The following is a 17,099-nucleotide window of genomic DNA, read 5'->3' on the forward strand; positions in this document are numbered from 1 at the left end:
ACCGGCACCCGCCCACGGGTTCAGGAGATCATCATGCTGCGTCGTCCGAAGATTCTTGCCGCACTGGCTGCGGTAGCTGTGCCGACCGCGCTGGTCGGCGTGTCGTTGGGAAGTCCACCGGCCGAGGCCTCACAGCCCGGCACCCCCGGCGTCTCCGGTCAGTCGGCGTACGGCGCCGCGGCCGCGAAGTACGGCGTACCGGAGCAGGTGCTGCTGGCCGTGTCGTACGCGGAGTCCCGCTGGGACGACCACGCCGGCGCGCCGAGCACCACCGGCGGGTACGGCCCGATGCACCTCACCGGCCTCGGCGCCTCCGAGGTGGCCGACCTGTCCGGCAAGCAGAAGGTCGCGACGGCCGAGTCCCTGCAGACGCTGAAGAAGGCGTCCGAGCTGACCGGCCTCGACCAGTCCACGCTGCGCACGGACACGACCGCGAACATCGACGGCGGTGCCGCGGTGCTCGCGTCGTACCAGAAGTCGCTCGGCCTGCCGACCGGCGCGAGCACGTCGGCCGCCGACTGGTACGGCGCGGTCGCGTCGTACGCCGAGGCGGGCGACAAGGTCGGCGCGGCCGGGTTCGCCGACGACGTGTACTCGATCCTGGCGAAGGGCGCCGCGCGGACCACGAACACCGGCCAGCAGATCGTGATGCCGGCGCTCGCGGTGAAGCCGGACAAGTCCCAGCTGGGCAAGCTCTCGCTGCCGGCCGGCGTCCAGCCGTCCACGTCGAACGTGGAGTGCCCCCCGACGCTCGGCTGCGAGTGGCTGCCGGCGCCGTACTCCGAGTTCGGTACGGCGGGCGACTACGGCAACCACGACCTCGCGAACCGGCCCAAGACAGGGAAGATCAACTACATCGTCATCCACGACACCGAAGGCACCTGGCAGGGCGTGCTGAACCTGGTGCAGGACCCGACGTACGTGAGCTGGAACTACACCATGCGCTCGTCCGACGGCCACACCTGGCAGCACGTGAAGGCCAAGGACGTCGCGTGGCACGCCGGCAACTGGTACGTGAACATGCACAGCATCGGCATCGAGCACGAGGGCTTCGCGCCGCAGGGTGCGACCTGGTTCACCGAGTCGCTGTACCGCAACTCGGCCAAGCTGGTGCGGTACCTGGCCGTGAAGAACAACATCCCGCTCGACCGTGCGCACATCATCGGCCACGACCAGGTGCCGGGCACCGTCCCGTCCACGGTCCGCGGCATGCACTGGGACCCGGGACCGTACTGGGACTGGGAGCACTACTTCGACCTGCTCGGCGCGCCGATCTGGGGCAAGTCCGTGCTGCCGGTGAAGGCCGGTTCGGTCGTGACGGTCAAGCCGGGCTTCGCGGGCAACGTGCAGGTCGTCGACAACTGCGACACTCCGGGTACGCCGTGCAAGCCGCAGGGCACCAACTTCGTGTACCTGCGCCAGGCGCCGGACGACAACGCCCCGCTGGTCAAGGACGTCGGCCTGCACCCGGACGGTTCGGCCGGCACCACCGACGTGTCCGACATGGGCTCTCGCGCGGCCGCCGGTTCGCAGTACGTCGTGGCGGAGCGCCAGGGTGACTGGGTGGCGGTCTGGTACCTCGGGGCGAAGGGCTGGTTCAAGAGCCCGGTCTCCGCGCCGGACGCGTTCGCCAAGCCCGGTCTGGTCGTGAAGCCGAAGGCGGGTAAGACGTCGGTGCCGGTGTACGGGCGCGCGTACCCGGAGCAGGCGGCGTACCCGGCCGGAATCCCTTACCAGACGGTGACTCCGCTGCAGTACACGATCGGTGAGGGCCAGGCCTACCCGGTCGCGGACCTGGGCATCGAGACCGACTACTACCGGGCCGTGACGTTCGACGGGCAGGCCCCGGCGGACCACGTCCAGGTGCTCGGCAAGGACAAGTACTACGAGATCTGGTTCGGCCACCGGATGGCGTACGTCCGGGCTGCCGACGTGGACGTCCGTCCGGCCGTCTAGTCTGTCGCGCGTGATCGACGAAGCCGTCCAGCCGTTGCTGGACGGCTTCGTTACGTCCGTACGGGATGTCGCCGAGGTGCGGGCGGTCTGGTTGCACGGATCGCTGGCGCTGGGGGACTACCAGCTCGGCCGCAGTGACCTGGACGTGATCGTCGTCGTCTCCGAGCCGCCGCCCGACTCCGTCGCGGAGCTGCACCGCGAGCTGATGCGGTCGGATCCGTTGGCCACCAAGCTGCACTGCTCGTACATGACCGACCTCGCGGACCTGTCCGTGCGGCACCCGACGTTCGCCCAGGAGCGGTACTTCGACCGGCCGGTGACGCCGGTGACCCGCCGGGAGCTTGCCATCGGCAACCGTACGCTGTTCGGGCCGGCGCCGGCCGAGCTGCTGCCGCCGGTGTCCGACGAGGAGCTGTTCGAGTTCGTCCGCCGGGACCTGCGCGAGTTCTGGCTGCCGGTCACCCGCAAACGGACGCCGTGGTACGCCGACATCTGGGTCGACCTGAGCCTGCTGACGATCGCCCGGGCGCACGTGACGCTGGCGACCGGCGACCTGATCACCAAGCGGGCCGCGCTCGACATCCTGCCCCGGCTCGGAGCGCCCGCCGACGTCGTCGAGGACATCCGGCGGCGCCGGTACGCCGACGAGGTACGGACCGGGCCGTGGTGGCGGCACACCCGCGCCGGGCTGACCCGGCGGTTCGTGCGGACCGCCATCCCCGCGGTCCTCAGTTGACGGCGATCTCCGTGCCGTCGGTGAGCTTCAGCAGCTCGTCGTAGCTGGTCGGGAAGACCGAGTGCGGGATCCCCGCCGCGGCCCAGATCACGTCGTACCGCGCCAGCGCCGTGTCGACGTACGTCGGGACCCGGCCCGGGTGCCCGACCGGGGCGACGCCGCCGATCGACTGGCCGGTGTGCTCCTTGACGAACTCCGGGGTGGCCCGCTTCAGCTTCCCGATCCCGAGCCCGGCGGCCACCTTCGCGGTGTCCACCCGGTGCGCGCCCGAGGTCAGGATCAGCACCGGGGTGCCGTCGCCGTCGAAGATCAGGCTGTTCGCGATCGCTCCGACCTCGCAGCCGAGCTCCGCCGCCGCGGCGGCCGCGGTCGGCACCGCCTCGTCCAGGATCACGATCTCTGCGGTGGCCCCGGCCGCCCGCAGCGCGTCGGCCACCTTCTGCACATTGGGATGACTGCTCACCCTGGTGAGCATAGGACCCCTGTCACGCCACTTTCCGAAAACTGTCGGTGGCGCCCGCCAGGATGAACTCATGGACACCGAGAGCGCGCCCGGCACCCCCGTTCGGACGCTCACGGCTGCCCACCTCCCGTTCCCCGACGCGCCGTCGCCGGTTCCCGTTGACGACTGTCGGCAGGCGACGATACGCTTCCTGTGTTCGAACAGATGTTCGATTGCCTCGGACCCGGCTTCGTCGGGAGGCCGGACCGGGGTGGACCGGGCAGCTGGACGACTCCGGTGCGGAGTTGCGGCCGCATCGGAATCCGGTGGCCCCGGCGGGCCGCGCACCCGGGTGGTCCTCGACCCCCACCCCGGGCGCACCCGCCGGGCCGCCGGCCCCGGACCGGCCGTTCAGCAGGACGTGGAACACAGGAGGCGATGGAGCATGTGGGAGTTCGACGACGCCGTCGAGGTGCACTCGGTGCCGGTGGACGGCGTGCAGATCCCCGACCAGTTCCTGTGGCGCGGCCGGCTCTGGCGGGTCCGCGCGGTCCGCTCGCAGTGGACCGAGACCGCCGCCTGGTGGGAGCGCGGCGTGATCGGCCCCGGCCGGATCCACGACCCGCTGGCCCACACCGACACGCTCGCCCGGATCGACGCGGCCACGGTCGCGGAGGTGTGCACGGCGGCCGTCGGCGTGCTGGACGCGGAATGGGGCCCGGAGCGCACGGTGTTCCGGGTGGAAGCCGGCTGTGGCCGGCTCGGACGGCAGGAGATGTTCGATCTCGCCCACGACCCGCACTCGGGCCGTTGGCAACTGGAGAGGGTGACCGACCGATGACCGTTTCACCGGTGTCGCCGGCCGCGGCCGGCGCGGCCAGCCGTGAGCTGTCCCGTGCCCGGGCCGCGCTGGCCGAGGCGACCGAGACCACCGACCACCTGATCCGCTACTCGAGCGCGCACGTCGCGGCGCTCCGGGTCGCGGCCGCGGTCCTCGCCGTCCGCGCCCGCCCGGTCCGCTCGGGCAGCCGCCGCCGGGTGCAGCGCAACGCCTGGGTGCTGCTCGCCGAGGTCGCGCCGGAGTTCGGCGAGTGGGCCACGTTCTTCGCCGCCGGTGCCGCCCAGCGCGCGGCCGCCGAGGCCGGGCTGGAGCGCGCCGTCAGCGCCCGCGAGGCCGACGACCTGGTCCGCGCGGTCGACACGTTCTACACCCAGGTGGAGGCGAGCCTGCGGCTCTCCACCAGCCCGGTGCTCACCGCGACCACCGATCCGCAGTCCGTCCTCACCCAGTCCTGGATGCAGGCGAGCTGAACCACCCCCGTTGTTGAGGAGATCCCGACCGTGAGCGAAACCACGAGAGGCCTGGGCAAGGACCTGTGCGCTCGCGTCCATGCCGTGACCGGCGCCGAGTGCTACCTGCCGGACACCCATTACCCGCGACCACACCAGTCCCTGGCCGGCGACTGCTGGCACGACGGCCTCTGCACCCGGTGCGCCGGCTCCGGCCTGTATGCCGACGCCCTCTGCCCGGCCTGCAACGGCACCGCGTTCGAGCCACTGACGCTTCCCGAGACCTACCAACCCGGCTGACCGCCGCGTGCCTTAGGGTCGCGCTGTGAGCGGACTTCCCGTGTTGGACGTCGACGAGCAGCGGGTTCTCGGGAGCTTGCTGGAGAAGCAGTCGACGGTGCCGGCGTCGTACCCGTTGACGGCGAACGCGTTGCGGTCGGCCTGCAACCAGACCAGCAATCGCGAGCCCGTCGTGGACTACGACCAGGGCACCGTCGAGCGGGTCGCCCGCGGGCTGCGGGATCGCGAGCTGCTGCGGATCGTCTGGGTCGACATCGGTCGCCGGACGTTGAAGTACCACCAGATCCTGGACGAGAAGCTCGGGCTCGAGGAGGACGAGCGGGCGCTGGTCACGGTGCTGCTGCTCCGCGGCGCGCAGGCGCCGGGGGAGTTGCGGACTCGGACCGAGCGGCTGCACCGGTTCGAGGACCGCGCCGCCGTCGAGGCCTGCCTGCAACGGATGGCCGCGCGTCCCGAGCCGCTCGTCCACGAGCTCGAACGCCGCGCCGGGCAGCACGACCGGCGCTGGATCCACCTGCTCGGCCCGGTGCCCGAGGCGGAATCGGCCCCCGTGGTGGAGTCCGTCGACCGCGACACCGTGATCGCCGACGGCGCGGCGGCCCGGGACGAGCGGGTGCGGTCGGCGTACGACGCGGTGGCGACGGCGTACGCGGACGAGCTGCTCGACGAGCTGGACGGGCTGCCGTTCGAGCGCTGGCTGCTGGACCGGGTGATCGCCGACGCCGACGGTCGCCCGATCGTCGAGGTCGGCGCGGGGCCTGGGCACGTGACGGCGTACCTCGCCGACCGGGACGCGGACGCGACCGGTCTGGACCTGTCGCCGGAGATGGTGGACGAGGCGCGCCGGCGGTTCCCGCGGCTCAGGTTCGAGGTCGGGGACCTGCGGCGACTCGGCCGCCCGCCGACGAGTTCCGGCTGGGCGGCGGTGCTCGCCTGGTACTCGCTGATCCACCTCGCGGCATCGGAGCTGCCGGACACGATCGCCGCGCTGACCCGGCCGATGGACCCGGGCGCGCTGCTGGTGATCGCGCTGCACGCCGGCGACGAGATCCGGCACGTCGACGAGTTCCTGGGCCACGAGGTCAGCCTCGACTACGTGCTGCACAACCCGGCCCAGCTCGTGCGGCTGCTCGAATCCGCCGGCCTGACCGACATCGAGTGGTACCTCCGCGGATCGCTCGCGACGCACGCCGAAACCACCGACCGGCTGTACGTCCTGGCCCGTACTCCGTCCTGATCGGCGCGTGCCAGTAGGGTGTGGCGCGGCGGTGTGGGACCTGGGCTGGAGGGGTTTGATGGTGGAGCGGCGGCGACGCGGCGTACGGACGGCGTTGGTCGGCGAGGCGCTGCGCGTTGCGTTGGCGGCGCGGGAGCGGACAGATCCGGGCGCCGGCCTGGACATCGTCGACCTCGGCGGCGGGACCGGCGGGTTCGCGGTGCCGCTGGCGGTCGAGGGGCACCGGGTGACGGTCGTCGATCCGAGCCCGGACGCGCTCGCCTCCCTCGAACGCCGCGCCCGCGACGAAGGCGTCAGTGAACTTGTTCGCGGCGTCCAGGGCGACGCGGCGGAGCTCTTGGGCCTGACCGGCGAGTCGACCGCGGACGCGGTCCTGTGCCACGGGGTGCTCGAGGTCGTCGACGACCCGGTGCAGGCGCTGCAGGCGATGGCGTCGGTGCTGCGCGAGGGCGGCGTACTGAGCCTGCTCGTCGCGCAGCGCAACGCAGTGGTGCTGGCGCGGGCACTGGCCGGGCACCTGGCCGACGCGCGGATCGCGCTGCAGGACCCGGACGGGCGCTGGGGCGCCACCGATCCGATGCCACGCCGGTTCGACGAGGCGGGGATCACGGCGCAGCTGGCCGACGCCGGGTTCATGGTGCACACGGTGCACGGCGTGCGGACGTTCGCCGACCTGGTGCCGTCCGCGTTCGTCGACGCCGAGCCGGGCGCGGCCGACTCGCTGGCCGAGCTCGAGCGCGCGGCGAGCCAGCACCCGGCGTTCCGCGCGCTGGCCACCCAGCTGCACATCCTCGCCACCCGCTGAGCGGTCGCGACGCAGAGTGACGGCGGCGCGACCTCGCGAGGGCAGTTGCGCGACCGTGACGCGCTGGACAGGCGGTCAGGGTTTCGTGTGACGCGGGCGCGGCCTAGACTGGAGGCGGCCTATCGAGATCGCGCTCATCATGGAGGGATCGACGGTGCCCCTCTCGGAAGAAGAGCAGCGCCAGTTCGAGCAGCTCGAACGTGCCCTTGCTGCGGAAGACCCGAAGTTCGTTTCCGCCATGCGTGGGACCAATGTGCGCTTGTACTACCGGCGCCGCGCAGTACTTGCCGGCGTTGGTTTCGTGCTGGGCATCGCGGTGCTGATGACCGGTGCGATCCTGCCCAACACCATCATCGGAGTCATCGGCTTCGTGATGATGGTGGCCTGCCTGTACGTCGCCGCGCTGAGCATGAAGCGGATCAGCAACGCGGGAGAGTCCGACGACATCCCGCCGCCTCCGCCGACCAAGCGCCACCGGACCAAGCACGACTCGTCCGGCACGTTCATGGAGCGCATGGAGGACCGTTGGCGCCGGCGCCGCGAGGAAGACCTCTGACAGTCTGACTTCCGGCCACACCCGCGCCCTCGAGGCCGGGTGTGGCCGCTTCTTCATCCTCGATGTGATCCGGCTGTAGAGCGCCGCGGGAGCAGCAGCGAGCGGAGCCGGGCCAGCAGCAGGTCGAACTCGTCCAGCAGGTCGGACGCCTCGGTCGTGCCGCGGCTCAGGTACCAGCGCCAGGACGGCGGCAGCAGCCGCGCCCGCCACCGGCGTCGGCCCGGCGCCTGCGACCACAGCGCCTGCCGTACGGCGGCCGCGTCCTCGCGCAGGTCCAGCTCGGCGTTCGCGTTGCCGGCGTACCGCAGGGCCTCGATGCCGCGGGCCAGCCGGCGCGCCGCCGGATGGGTCTCCGCGGGCAGCTTCGTCATCAGCCACTGACCCGACTGCCGCGGCGTCGAGATCTCCGACCAGTCGAGGTTCAGGTCCCGAGCGGTGTCCCGTACCTCCGCCCACAGCCCTTCGGCCCCGGCCCGTCCCGGCGGGCGCAGGTACCGCCGCCGGCGGGTGAGGGTCCGGACCAGCCACGGGACGCAGATCAGCAGGAACGCGCCGAGTACGCCGGCGATGGCCTGCCCGCCGCCGTTCCTGAACCAGTTGCCGGTACCGGCCGCCGTACCGCCGGACTGGTCCGCCAGGTTCGGGTCGTGCCGCGGCTTGTCGATCGGCGCGGTCTGCTTGGCGCCCGGCGTGGTCGGCTCGGAGGTCGTCGACGGCGTGGTCGGCTCGATGCTCCCGTCGGCGGGGACCGTCCAGCCCGGCGTGGTCGACACCCGCGCGGACGGCGTCGGCTCGAACCGGACCCAGCCGGTGCCCTGGAAGTACAGCTCCGGCCAGGCGTGCATGTCGTGCATCCGGACCGTGTAGACGCCGTCCTTGCCGGCCGTCCCGGGCAGGAACCCGATCCCGACCCGGGCCGGGATCCCGAGGATCCGGGCCATCAGCGCCATCCCGGTCGCGAACTGCTCGCAGTACCCGGACTTGCTGGTCAGCAGGAAGTCCTCGAGCGCGGCCATCCCGCTGCCCTTGACGTTCTGCGTGCTGTACGTGAACCCGCCGCCGGTGCGGAACCAGTCCTGCAGCAGCACCGCGGCCTCGAACTTGTTGTCCTTGGCGTCCGCGGTCACCCGGTAGGCCAGCTGCTTGATGCTCTCCGGCGTACGCTCCGGGACGACCATCGTGAACTTGTCCGGGGCGGCGGTGGTGATCGAGTCGTGCAGCTGCTGCGGCGTCGGCTCGATGTCGTACGCCGTCAGCTTGTACTTCTTGCCCGCGACGATGCCGCCGTCGCCGGACATCACGTCCAGCGCACCGGAGTCGTAGTTCCAGTCGTTCTTCAGCGAGATCGACTTCAGCGGGTAGGGAGCCGGGACGAGCTGCGAGCGGAGGTCGCGGGTGACGTTGATGTCCATCGTGGTCACCGGCACCTTCGACAGGTCGCCGTTGAAGCCGGGCGGGGGCGTCAGGTCGCTGCCGTTCAGCTTGTTCTCCTGGCCGCGCGGCGCGATCTGCCAGGTGTTGCCGTCGAACAGGTCGAGCGCGGTCAGCCGCAGGTAGCTGCCGCCGGTCGGGCCGCCCTTGTACGTCAGCGCGACCACGTTCTCGCCGCGCTTCAGGTTGCGGCCCATGTCGAGCATCGGGTTGGTCGACGAGATCGACGCGCCGATCCCGGTGCCGGAACTGCCGCCGGCCAGGCCGTTGCCGATCACGCCTTCCGGCAGCGACGGCAGCAACGCGGGCAGCAGGGCGGCGATCGCGACCACGGTCAGGCCGATCCGGCGGCCGGCCTGGCCGAGCGCCGACGCCTCGACCGGCTCGGCCGCGTCCAGGTGCGAGACGCCCGAGATCCGGCGGCCCCAGCGGCTGAGCCGGCTGCGGCCCTCCGCGGACAGCAGCACGATGTAGCCGATCGCCGGCGGGATGAACAGCAGCCACGGCAGCCCGCCGTGCACGGTCGCGGCCGGCACCGTGTACATGATCAGCAGCAACAGCCCGGACCATGCGGCCTGCCGGAGCTGGACGGCGATCACGTGGATCAGGAAGCCGGTCACCGCGATCACGGTCACGGCGAAGAGCGTCAGGTGCGGGTCCGGCGGCAGCGGTGCGCTGAACCGGTTGATCGAGTCCATCGCGTCGACCATCTGCGAGTTGAACTCGATCGCGGTCGCCTTCCACGGGAACAGCCCGAACTTCATCGTGCTGTGCAGGAAGAACAACGAGAGCAGCTCGGCCAGCACGAGCAGCTGGACGATCGGTACGACGATCCGCGGGATGCGCAGGTTCTGCAGCAGGACGCCGACGGCGGTGATCAGCGCACACAGGAACGCACTGACGAACAGGAACGGCCCGGAGAACACCGGCGTCAGCACCAACGACCCCAGCGCGGTCGCTCCCCAGGCAGCGATGGAAATCCTTGCGTGACCGGTCATCGGGCCTCCCGGCCTGGACTGAGGAGCGGAGGGAGCGAAGCGACCGGAGCGACGAGGGAAGGCCGGGAGCTCGAGCCCGATGACCCGCCGCGACGGAGTCGTGGCATATGTGCAGTCATGCGATGCGTCCACTTCTGAGTCCGAGGCCGGACCAGACGGTGGGGAGGTGGTCGCCGCGGCGGACTCTGGCTACTCGCCAGCCGTTGCGGCGGAGTTCGTTCTCGGTGGCGTCCGTGGCCGCGGTCAGGCGGGCCGCTTTCTCGGTGGCCTCGGCGCCGACCGCCCAGCTGGCCGCGTCCAGCACCAGTGCGACACCCGTCGCCTGGCCGGTCCGCCAGCGGTTCAGCGAGGTCACGTCGTCGGTGCTGCACGCGCCGAGGACGGCGATCACCAGGCTCGGGTCCTGCGCGTGCCGGTCGACGGTCAGCAGCGGGCCGACCTCGGCGTACTTGTGCTCCTCGACCGTCGCGCACTCGGTCAGCAGCTGTTGCTGGTTGAGCGGCTGGTGGACCGCGGCGGACGTCCGGTGCGTGATCGCGGACAGCGTCGTCGGCCCGCCGAGCATCGTGGTGACGTACCCGCGGCGCAACCGGTCGATGCCGATCGACGCGATCGCGCTGACGGCCCACTCCAGGCTCGACGACGGCCCGTGCCCGTGGTGCGAGATCACCCGCGCGTCCAGGAACAGCGCACACCGGCTCTGCCACGGCTGTTCCTCGCGGCGGACCATCAGCTCGCCGCGCCGCGCCGTCGACCGCCAATGCACCCGGCGCAGGTCGTCGCCGTCGCGGTACTCGCGGACCGTCGCGTCCTCTTCACCCGCGGCCGCGATCGCCCGCGGCCGGTTCTCACCGGACCCGGCGCGGTCGGCGCCGAGCCGTATTTCGGGAAGCTTGTAGACCCGCGGCGTGACCAGCAGGTGCTGGCTGCGCGTGAATGTCCGGCTCGTCTCCACCAGCCCGAACGGGTCGGCGACCGTCAGCATCAACGGCCCGACCTGGAACAGCCCCCGGACGTCGGACTTCACCGGGTAGGTGACGGTACGGCGCCAGTTCGGGCTGACCCGGTCGACGACGAAGCGCGGCCGATGGCCCAGTACATAAGGAATGCGGTCCTCGAGCAGCAGCAGCCCCGCGGGCATCCGCCCCTGGTTGCTCAACGTCAGCTCGACGGTGGCCTGCGTCCCGACCGGGACCTGGTCCGGCGCGAGGCTCCGGCGTACCTGCAACCGCAGCCGCGTCCGGCCGACGACCAGCGCCGCCACCACCGGCAGCGCGGCCAGCAGGATGCCGACGCGCAGCAGGTCCTTCTGGCCGAGCAGCAACGCGCACAGCGACGCGGTGATCCCGGCGGCGACGAACGCCCGCCCTCGGGTGGTCAGTCCGCGCAGTGCCTGCCGCATGTCTCAGTCCCGACGGCTGCGGGGGAGCGGCACGCTGGCCACCAGCCCGGCGATGATGTCGGCCGCACCGCGCCCACCGAGATGCGCCTCGGCCGCCGGCAGCACGCGGTGCGCGAGCACCGGTACCGCCAGTTCCTGGATGTCGTCGGGCAGCACGAACTCGCGGGAGTCGAGCGCCGCCGCCGCGCGCGCCGCGCGGACCAGGTGCAGCGTCGACCGCGGGCTGGCGCCCAGCCGGAGCTCCTGCGAACGGCGGGTCGCGCCGACGAGCGCGACGGCGTACTCCTTCACCGACTCCGACACGTGCACCGACTGCACGGTCTTCACCAGCCGGAGGATCTGCTGCCCGTCCGTGACCGGCTGCAGGTTCGCCAGCGGGTCGTCGGCCGCGTGCCCGTCCAGCATCCGCAGCTCGGCGGCCGGCTCCGGGTAGCCCATCGACACCCGCGCCATGAACCGGTCGCGCTGTGCCTCCGGCAGCGGGTAGGTGCCTTCCATCTCGATCGGGTTCTGCGTCGCGATCACCATGAACGGCGCTTCCAGGCCGTACGTCGTGGTGTCGACGGTGACCTGGCGCTCCTCCATCGACTCGAGCAGCGCGGCCTGCGTCTTCGGCGAGGCCCGGTTGATCTCGTCGCCGACCACGATGTTCGCGAACACCGCGCCGGGCTTGAACTCGAAGTCGCGGATCTCCTGGTTGAAGACCGAGACGCCGGTGATGTCCGACGGCAGCAGGTCCGGCGTGAACTGGATCCGGCGCACGCTGCAGTCGATCGACTTCGCCAGCGCCTTGGCCAGCATCGTCTTGCCGACGCCCGGCACGTCCTCGATCAGCAGGTGCCCCTCGGCGAGCAGGACCGTGATGGCGACCTCGATCACGTCGGGCTTGCCCTCGATCACCTGCTCCATGGCCCGGCGGACCCGGCCCGTCACCTCGGCCAGCTCGTCGAAGTCCCCGGCCCCTGCCAGCGGCGAGCTGGTCGCGGTGGTGCTCACTCTGAGTCCTCCCCATTCGTTGACTGCCGACACATTCTCACCCTCAGTAGGGGTCGAGCCAAGAGTTTCGTGGCTTGGCGGATCGATCGTCATCGGCGCACACCCTCGGGGTCGATAGTCGTCCCTCCAAGCGTACGGGCGGCACCAGCGGCGTGTGGGGCGTACGACGCCGCGAATCGGCACCTGGTTCACGAGCGGATCCGGCAAATGGTTCATGGCTGCCCGGCGCACCGTCCTCCACTTTCCTCCACCGGGGCCTCCACTGGGCTCCGCTGGGCTCTGCTGAGGCGGCAGCGACACGCGGGCGCCGAGCGTGGATTCAGGCGGCACGGGGGCGGAATGGGGCGGAAGTTGGTTGACGGTGGTGGAAAGTGGAGTAAGGTGGAGCGCAGTGGAACTGAGGTGGTGGAAAGCACTCGCCTGAGTCGGAGAGTCCGCAACGGGGAGGTGGAGCGTGTTCCTCGGAACTCACTTCCCCAAGCTCGACGACAAGGGCCGGCTGTTCCTGCCGGCGAAGTTCCGCGACGAGCTGGCCGACGGTCTGGTGATCACACGAGGGCAGGAGCGATCGCTCTCGGTGTGGCCGGAACGTGAGTTCGTCCAGCTGACCGAGCAGTTGAAGCAGGCTCCGATCACCAACAAGGGTGCGCGGGACTACCTACGGATGTTGTTCGCCGGCGCCTCCAACGAGATGCCGGACAAGCAGGGCCGGGTCACCATCCCACCGATGCTGCGGGACTACGCAAGCCTGGACCGCGACTGCGTCGTCATCGGGGCGATGAACCGGGTGGAGATCTGGAACACGGAGAACTGGAACCGGTACTCCGCGGAGCAGGAGCAGGCGTTCGCCGACCTCTCCGAGGAAGTACTGCCCGGAATCTTCTAAAGCTGAACAGAGTGCGTGGACCGAGAGACACCGACCGTCCGGTGAGATCACGGGTCCGACTTCCGACCTGGAGTGTTGGCGTCACTTCCCCGGCGCCAAGACCGAGCAGGTACTTCCCCGGAAGGCGTACCCGCGATCTGACCGGACGGTGCTGTCTACCCGAAGCGCCACAGCACCAGCACATGACCTGCGGGGGCAGGGTCGTTCCCGCAGCTGTAGGTAAGTGACGGGAAGGGTCGAGATGGACGCTGCGGAGCGGCATGTGCCGGTGATGCTGGAGCGCGTGGTCGCGCTGCTGGCACCGGCGCTCGCGCGTCCCGGCGCCGTCTTCGTCGACGCGACCCTCGGCCTCGGCGGGCACTCGGAGGCGTTCCTGACGCAGTTCCCCGAGATCCGGCTGATCGGCGTCGACCGGGACCCGAACGCACTGCGGCTGGCCGGCGAGCGGCTGGCCCGCTTCGAGCAGCGGCTCACGCTCGTGCACGCGGTGTACGACGAGTTGCCGCGGGCGCTCGCGGACCTCGGCGTACCGGCGATCGACGGCATCCTGTTCGACCTCGGCGTCTCGTCGATGCAGCTGGACGAGGCGGACCGCGGGTTCGCGTACTCGCAGGACGCCCCGCTGGACATGCGGATGGACCCGACCCGCGGCATCACCGCGGCCGAGATCGTGAACACCTACAGCGCGGCCGACCTGGCCCGTATCCTGTTCCAGTACGGCGAGGAGAAGTTCGCCCGCCGGATCGCGGACCGGATCGTCCGGGAGCGGGCGGCCGAGCCGTTCACGAACACCGCGCGGCTGTCCGAGCTGGTCCGGGACGCGATCCCGCAGGCCGGCAAGCGGACCGGGGGACACCCGGCGAAGCGGACCTTCCAGGCGCTGCGGATCGAGGTGAACGGCGAACTCGACGTCCTGCGTCGCGCGCTGCCGGCCGCCCTCGACGCGCTGGCGCTGCACGGCCGGATCGTCGTGATGAGTTACCACTCGCTCGAGGACCGGATCACCAAGCAGGCGTTCGCGCCGGGCACCAAGTCCGACGTACCGGACGACCTGCCGGTGATCCCGGCCGGGCACGAACCGTATCTGAAGCTACTGACCCGGGGTGCCGAACGGCCGACCGAGGAGGAGGTCGCGGTGAACCCGCGGGCCGCCTCCGCTCGCGTGCGGGCGGCCGAGCGGATCCGGGAGAAGGGACTGGTGGCCTGATGAGTACCGTCTTCAGCCCGCAGAAAGCGCGGGTGACGCCGGCCCCTGGCACCACAGGCGCGAAGAAGGAGCAGCCGCGGCTGCGGGTCGTGTACGGCGCGCCGTTCCGGCCGCCGCGGATGCCGTTCGTGATCTTCGTGGTGTCGCTGCTGGCCGCCGGGCTGGTCGGTCTGCTGCTGCTGAACACGCAGCTGCAGAGCGGGACGTTCGACATCACCAAGCTGAACAGCCAGGCGAACGACCTGCGCGATCAGCAGCAGCAGCTGGAGAAGCAGGTACGGGCGCTGGAGTCGCCGCAGAACCTGTCCGACCGGGCACTGAAGATGGGCATGGTGCCGAACCCGAACCCGGTGTTCCTGCGGTTGTCCGACGGGCGTGTGCTCGGCGTACCGGCCGAGGGCAAGGCGGGTGCCGGTACGGCGATGTTCGGCCAGCAGACGCCGGCCGCCAAGACGACCACCAAGCCGGTCACGCCGGTCAAACCGGTGACGCCGGTGAAGCCGGGGACCGGGACCGCGAACACGCACACGACGACCACCACGAAGCCGCCGGCCGGCACCAAGCCGCCGGCCACGACGCGGGGCTCCACCACGAGGGCCGCCACGACCACACGGGGATGATCGGATGACGGACCGACGGGGAAACGAGCCGCCACGCAAGCGTGGTACCGAACCAGGCCGGGGCAATCCACCCCGCAAGGCTCAGCCCCGTCGCCCATCCGCTACAGACAGTGCCCGCACCACCCCCCAACGCCCCGAATCCACCCGCGACCGCCTCCTCCGCAAGGCGCGTGAGGAGCAGGAGCGCGCGACCAGGGCCGAGGCCCCGCGTCCGGTGAAGAAGGCCGCTGCCAAGCGACCCACGAGCGGTACGCCGTCCACCCGCAAGCAGGTGCCGGCGAAGAAGGCCGCGGCCAGCCGGCCGGTCAAGAAGACGGCTGCGACGAAGGCAGCCGGGAAGAAGACGGCTGCGAAGAAGACGACCGGCAAGAAGCGGCCGCCGCAGAATCGGCCTCAGCCTCGGCCGAAGAAGCGGAAGGTGCGGAAGGCGCCGCGGATGCTGCGGCTGGGGCGGCCCGCGTTGCGGTTGCGGCTGACCTTCGGGGTGATGGCGTTCGTACTGTCGTTGTTTGCCGGCCGGCTCGTACTCCTCCAGGGCGTCGACCCGGACAGCTACGCGGCCGCCGCGACCAAGGAGAACGCGCGCGCGTTCATCCTGCACGCCGACCGCGGCACCATCGAGGACCGCAACGGCGTCGAGCTGGCGGTCACCGAGGACGCGGTCGCGATCACCGCCGACCCGCAGCAGACCAAGCCGGTCGCGCAGCAGCTGGCCGCGATCCTCGCCCCGAAGCTGCCCGGTACGACGGCCGCCAAGCTGATCGCGGCGCTGTCCGGGCCGGGCCGGTTCGCGTACCTCGCGCACCAGGTCAGCCCGACGACGTGGAGCGCGATCCAGGCCGAGATCAAGGCCGCGAACGTGCCGATCACCAAGCAGAACAAGGGCAAGCCGCTGACGGAGCAGGCCAAGCTGCTGGGCGGCCTGTACACCGAGCAGGAGCCGATCCGCAGCCACCCGAACGGCACTATCGCCGCGAGCATCGTCGGAGTGACCGGCGGCGACGGCAAGGGCCTGTCCGGGCTGGAGTACGGCCTGAACGACAAGCTCTCCGGCGTCGACGGCAAGGCCGTCTACGAGGTGGATGCCCGCGGCAACCAGATCCCGAACGCGAACCACACCGTCCAGGAGCCGAAGCCGGGCGTCGGCGTGCAGCTGACCCTGGACACCGACCTGCAGTTCTTCGCCGAGAAGCGGATCCAGCAGGCGGTCCAGCAGTACAAGGCGAGCGCCGGCACGGTCGTGGTGATGGACGTGAAGACCGGCGACCTGCTCGCGCTGGCGAACTACCCGTCGTTCGACCCGAACGACAAGAAGACCTGGAAGAACCTGGGCAACACCGCGCTCGACCGCAGCTTCGAGCCGGGCAGTGTGCAGAAGGTGGTCACGATGGCCGCGCTCGCCGACGCCGGCCTGATCAACCTGAACACCAAGATCCAGGTGCCGGGCACGATCGACGTGCAGCGCCGGATCATCAAGGACCACTGGGCGCACGACACGATGAACCTGACCGTCTCCGGGATCATCGCGAAGTCGTCGAACGTCGGCACGATCATGCTCTCGCACCGGATGCCGATCCCGCGGTTCGTGAAGTACCTGCACGACTTCGGCTTCGGCGAGCCGACCGGGCTGAACTTCCCCGGCGAGACGAACGGCCGGCTGGCCCCGGGCGACGAGTGGCCGGAGATCACCCGGTCGAACGTCGCGTTCGGCCAGGGCCTGTCGGTGAACGCCGTCCAGGAGGCCGCCGCGGTGAACGCGGTCGCGAACGGCGGCGTGTACGAGCCGCCGAAACTGATCCGGAACTACATCCAGGCCGACGGCACGCTGACCCCGAACCAGACCGCGCCGTCGCGCCGGGTGGTGAGCGAGAAGGCCGCCAAGGAGGTCACCACGATGATGGAGTCGGTGACCGCGAAGAAGGGCACCGCGCCGCAGGCCGCCATCGACGGGTACCTGGTGGCGGGCAAGACCGGTACGGCGCAGCAGGTCGTCCCGGGCACCGGGAAGTACGGCGCCTGGGCGACTTCTTTCGCCGGATTTGCTCCTGCCGACAACCCACGGTTCGTGACGTACGTCGTACTGCACGATCCCCAGGGTGCCCGGGGTGGTGGTCTCCAAGGAGGACCGGTGTTCCGAGACGTGATGAGCTACGCGCTGCAGAAGTACGTCGTCCCGCCGACCGGGGCGACACAGCCGAGCATCCCGCTCACCTGGTGATGAACCGGCCGTTGGTGAC

16 protein-coding genes are annotated in these 17,099 nt (G+C 70.8%); 12 read left to right on the plus strand and 4 right to left on the minus strand.

From position 1 onward, the window contains the following. Window positions 1-33 precede the first annotated feature (33 nt). Window positions 34-1,956, plus strand: coding sequence for an N-acetylmuramoyl-L-alanine amidase (locus ACFV9C_RS20035; RefSeq protein WP_380195577.1), 1,923 nt, complete (start codon window positions 34-36; stop codon window positions 1,954-1,956). 10 nt (window positions 1,957-1,966) lie between these two features. After that, window positions 1,967-2,692 (plus strand): nucleotidyltransferase domain-containing protein, encoded by a 726-nt coding sequence (locus ACFV9C_RS20040; RefSeq protein ID WP_380195579.1) that lies wholly within the window; start codon window positions 1,967-1,969, stop codon window positions 2,690-2,692. Here ACFV9C_RS20040 and ACFV9C_RS20045 read toward each other — a convergent pair. Continuing rightward, window positions 2,685-3,155: a YbaK/EbsC family protein gene (locus tag ACFV9C_RS20045; RefSeq protein ID WP_380195581.1), complete on the minus strand. Its 471-nt coding sequence runs from the start codon at window positions 3,153-3,155 to the stop codon at window positions 2,685-2,687. The genes ACFV9C_RS20040 and ACFV9C_RS20045 overlap by 8 nt on opposite strands. Window positions 3,156-3,579: 424 nt before the next feature. On the opposite strand from ACFV9C_RS20045, the gene ACFV9C_RS20050 reads away from it, so the two are divergent. The 6 genes from ACFV9C_RS20050 to ACFV9C_RS20075 all read left to right on the plus strand — a co-directional run bounded on the left by ACFV9C_RS20050 (window position 3,580) and on the right by ACFV9C_RS20075 (window position 7,322). Then, window positions 3,580-3,975, plus strand: a complete 396-nt coding sequence (locus ACFV9C_RS20050) for a DUF6504 family protein (RefSeq protein ID WP_380195583.1) — start codon at window positions 3,580-3,582, stop codon at window positions 3,973-3,975. Next, window positions 3,972-4,445, plus strand: a complete 474-nt coding sequence (locus ACFV9C_RS20055; protein WP_380195585.1) for an SAV_6107 family HEPN domain-containing protein — start codon at window positions 3,972-3,974, stop codon at window positions 4,443-4,445. The genes ACFV9C_RS20050 and ACFV9C_RS20055 overlap by 4 nt, the downstream gene beginning before the upstream one ends. 30 nt (window positions 4,446-4,475) lie before the next feature. After that, on the plus strand, window positions 4,476-4,724 hold the full coding sequence (locus ACFV9C_RS20060; protein ID WP_380195587.1) for a hypothetical protein: 249 nt from the start codon (window positions 4,476-4,478) through the stop codon (window positions 4,722-4,724). 25 nt (window positions 4,725-4,749) lie between these two features. Then, window positions 4,750-5,961, plus strand: coding sequence for a DUF480 domain-containing protein (locus ACFV9C_RS20065; protein ID WP_380195589.1), 1,212 nt, complete (start codon window positions 4,750-4,752; stop codon window positions 5,959-5,961). A gap of 58 nt (window positions 5,962-6,019) precedes the next feature. Beyond that, window positions 6,020-6,766 carry a methyltransferase domain-containing protein gene (locus ACFV9C_RS20070; RefSeq protein ID WP_380195591.1) on the plus strand — a complete coding sequence of 249 codons (747 nt, stop codon included), beginning with the start codon at window positions 6,020-6,022 and terminating at the stop codon, window positions 6,764-6,766. 154 nt (window positions 6,767-6,920) lie between these two features. After that, entirely contained in the window at window positions 6,921-7,322 is a 402-nt protein-coding gene (locus tag ACFV9C_RS20075) for a DUF3040 domain-containing protein (protein ID WP_380195593.1), read from the plus strand. Between the two features lie 53 nt (window positions 7,323-7,375). Here the strand turns inward: ACFV9C_RS20075 and ACFV9C_RS20080 are convergent, their stop codons facing one another. From ACFV9C_RS20080 to ACFV9C_RS20090, 3 genes are all read right to left on the minus strand, one after another. After that, window positions 7,376-9,751 (minus strand): transglutaminaseTgpA domain-containing protein, encoded by a 2,376-nt coding sequence (locus ACFV9C_RS20080; protein WP_380195595.1) that lies wholly within the window; start codon window positions 9,749-9,751, stop codon window positions 7,376-7,378. A 115-nt stretch (window positions 9,752-9,866) separates the two neighbouring features. Next, complete coding sequence (locus tag ACFV9C_RS20085; RefSeq protein WP_380195597.1) at window positions 9,867-11,153, minus strand: DUF58 domain-containing protein; 1,287 nt, start codon at window positions 11,151-11,153, stop codon at window positions 9,867-9,869. Window positions 11,154-11,156: 3 nt separating this feature from the next. After that, the gene (locus ACFV9C_RS20090; RefSeq protein WP_380196241.1) at window positions 11,157-12,095 is read right to left on the minus strand and encodes an AAA family ATPase; all 939 of its coding nucleotides are present in this window, start codon (window positions 12,093-12,095) and stop codon (window positions 11,157-11,159) included. Between the two features lie 508 nt (window positions 12,096-12,603). Between ACFV9C_RS20090 and mraZ the strand changes: the two genes are divergently transcribed. The 4 genes from mraZ (at window position 12,604) to ACFV9C_RS20110 (ending at window position 17,080) form a co-directional block, all read left to right on the plus strand. After that, window positions 12,604-13,035 (plus strand): division/cell wall cluster transcriptional repressor MraZ, encoded by a 432-nt coding sequence (gene mraZ, locus ACFV9C_RS20095; RefSeq protein ID WP_130446673.1) that lies wholly within the window; start codon window positions 12,604-12,606, stop codon window positions 13,033-13,035. A gap of 241 nt (window positions 13,036-13,276) precedes the next feature. Further along, window positions 13,277-14,242 (plus strand): 16S rRNA (cytosine(1402)-N(4))-methyltransferase RsmH, encoded by a 966-nt coding sequence (gene rsmH / locus ACFV9C_RS20100; RefSeq protein ID WP_380195598.1) that lies wholly within the window; start codon window positions 13,277-13,279, stop codon window positions 14,240-14,242. Then, the gene (locus ACFV9C_RS20105; protein WP_380195600.1) at window positions 14,242-14,862 is read left to right on the plus strand and encodes a hypothetical protein; all 621 of its coding nucleotides are present in this window, start codon (window positions 14,242-14,244) and stop codon (window positions 14,860-14,862) included. Before rsmH ends, ACFV9C_RS20105 begins: the two co-directional genes overlap by 1 nt. A 214-nt stretch (window positions 14,863-15,076) precedes the next feature. Then, window positions 15,077-17,080 (plus strand): peptidoglycan D,D-transpeptidase FtsI family protein, encoded by a 2,004-nt coding sequence (locus tag ACFV9C_RS20110; protein WP_380195602.1) that lies wholly within the window; start codon window positions 15,077-15,079, stop codon window positions 17,078-17,080. Window positions 17,081-17,099: the final 19 nt, after the last annotated feature.

Source organism: Kribbella sp. NPDC059898, assembly GCF_042730855.1.
Lineage (GTDB): Bacteria > Actinomycetota > Actinomycetes > Propionibacteriales > Kribbellaceae > Kribbella.

What these genes read in the sequence shown, in the direction of transcription:
- ACFV9C_RS20035 (WP_380195577.1), top strand. Translation starts at nt 34, where the DNA reads ATGCTGCGTCGTCCGAAGATTCTTGCCGCACTGGCTGCGGTAGCTGTG.
- ACFV9C_RS20050 (WP_380195583.1), top strand. Translation starts at nt 3,580, where the DNA reads ATGTGGGAGTTCGACGACGCCGTCGAGGTGCACTCGGTGCCGGTGGAC.
- ACFV9C_RS20055 (WP_380195585.1), top strand. Translation starts at nt 3,972, where the DNA reads ATGACCGTTTCACCGGTGTCGCCGGCCGCGGCCGGCGCGGCCAGCCGT.
- ACFV9C_RS20070 (WP_380195591.1), top strand. Translation starts at nt 6,020, where the DNA reads ATGGTGGAGCGGCGGCGACGCGGCGTACGGACGGCGTTGGTCGGCGAG.
- ACFV9C_RS20080 (WP_380195595.1), bottom strand. Translation starts at nt 9,751, where the DNA reads ATGACCGGTCACGCAAGGATTTCCATCGCTGCCTGGGGAGCGACCGCG.
- ACFV9C_RS20085 (WP_380195597.1), bottom strand. Translation starts at nt 11,153, where the DNA reads ATGCGGCAGGCACTGCGCGGACTGACCACCCGAGGGCGGGCGTTCGTC.
- rsmH (WP_380195598.1), top strand. Translation starts at nt 13,277, where the DNA reads ATGGACGCTGCGGAGCGGCATGTGCCGGTGATGCTGGAGCGCGTGGTC.
- ACFV9C_RS20105 (WP_380195600.1), top strand. Translation starts at nt 14,242, where the DNA reads ATGAGTACCGTCTTCAGCCCGCAGAAAGCGCGGGTGACGCCGGCCCCT.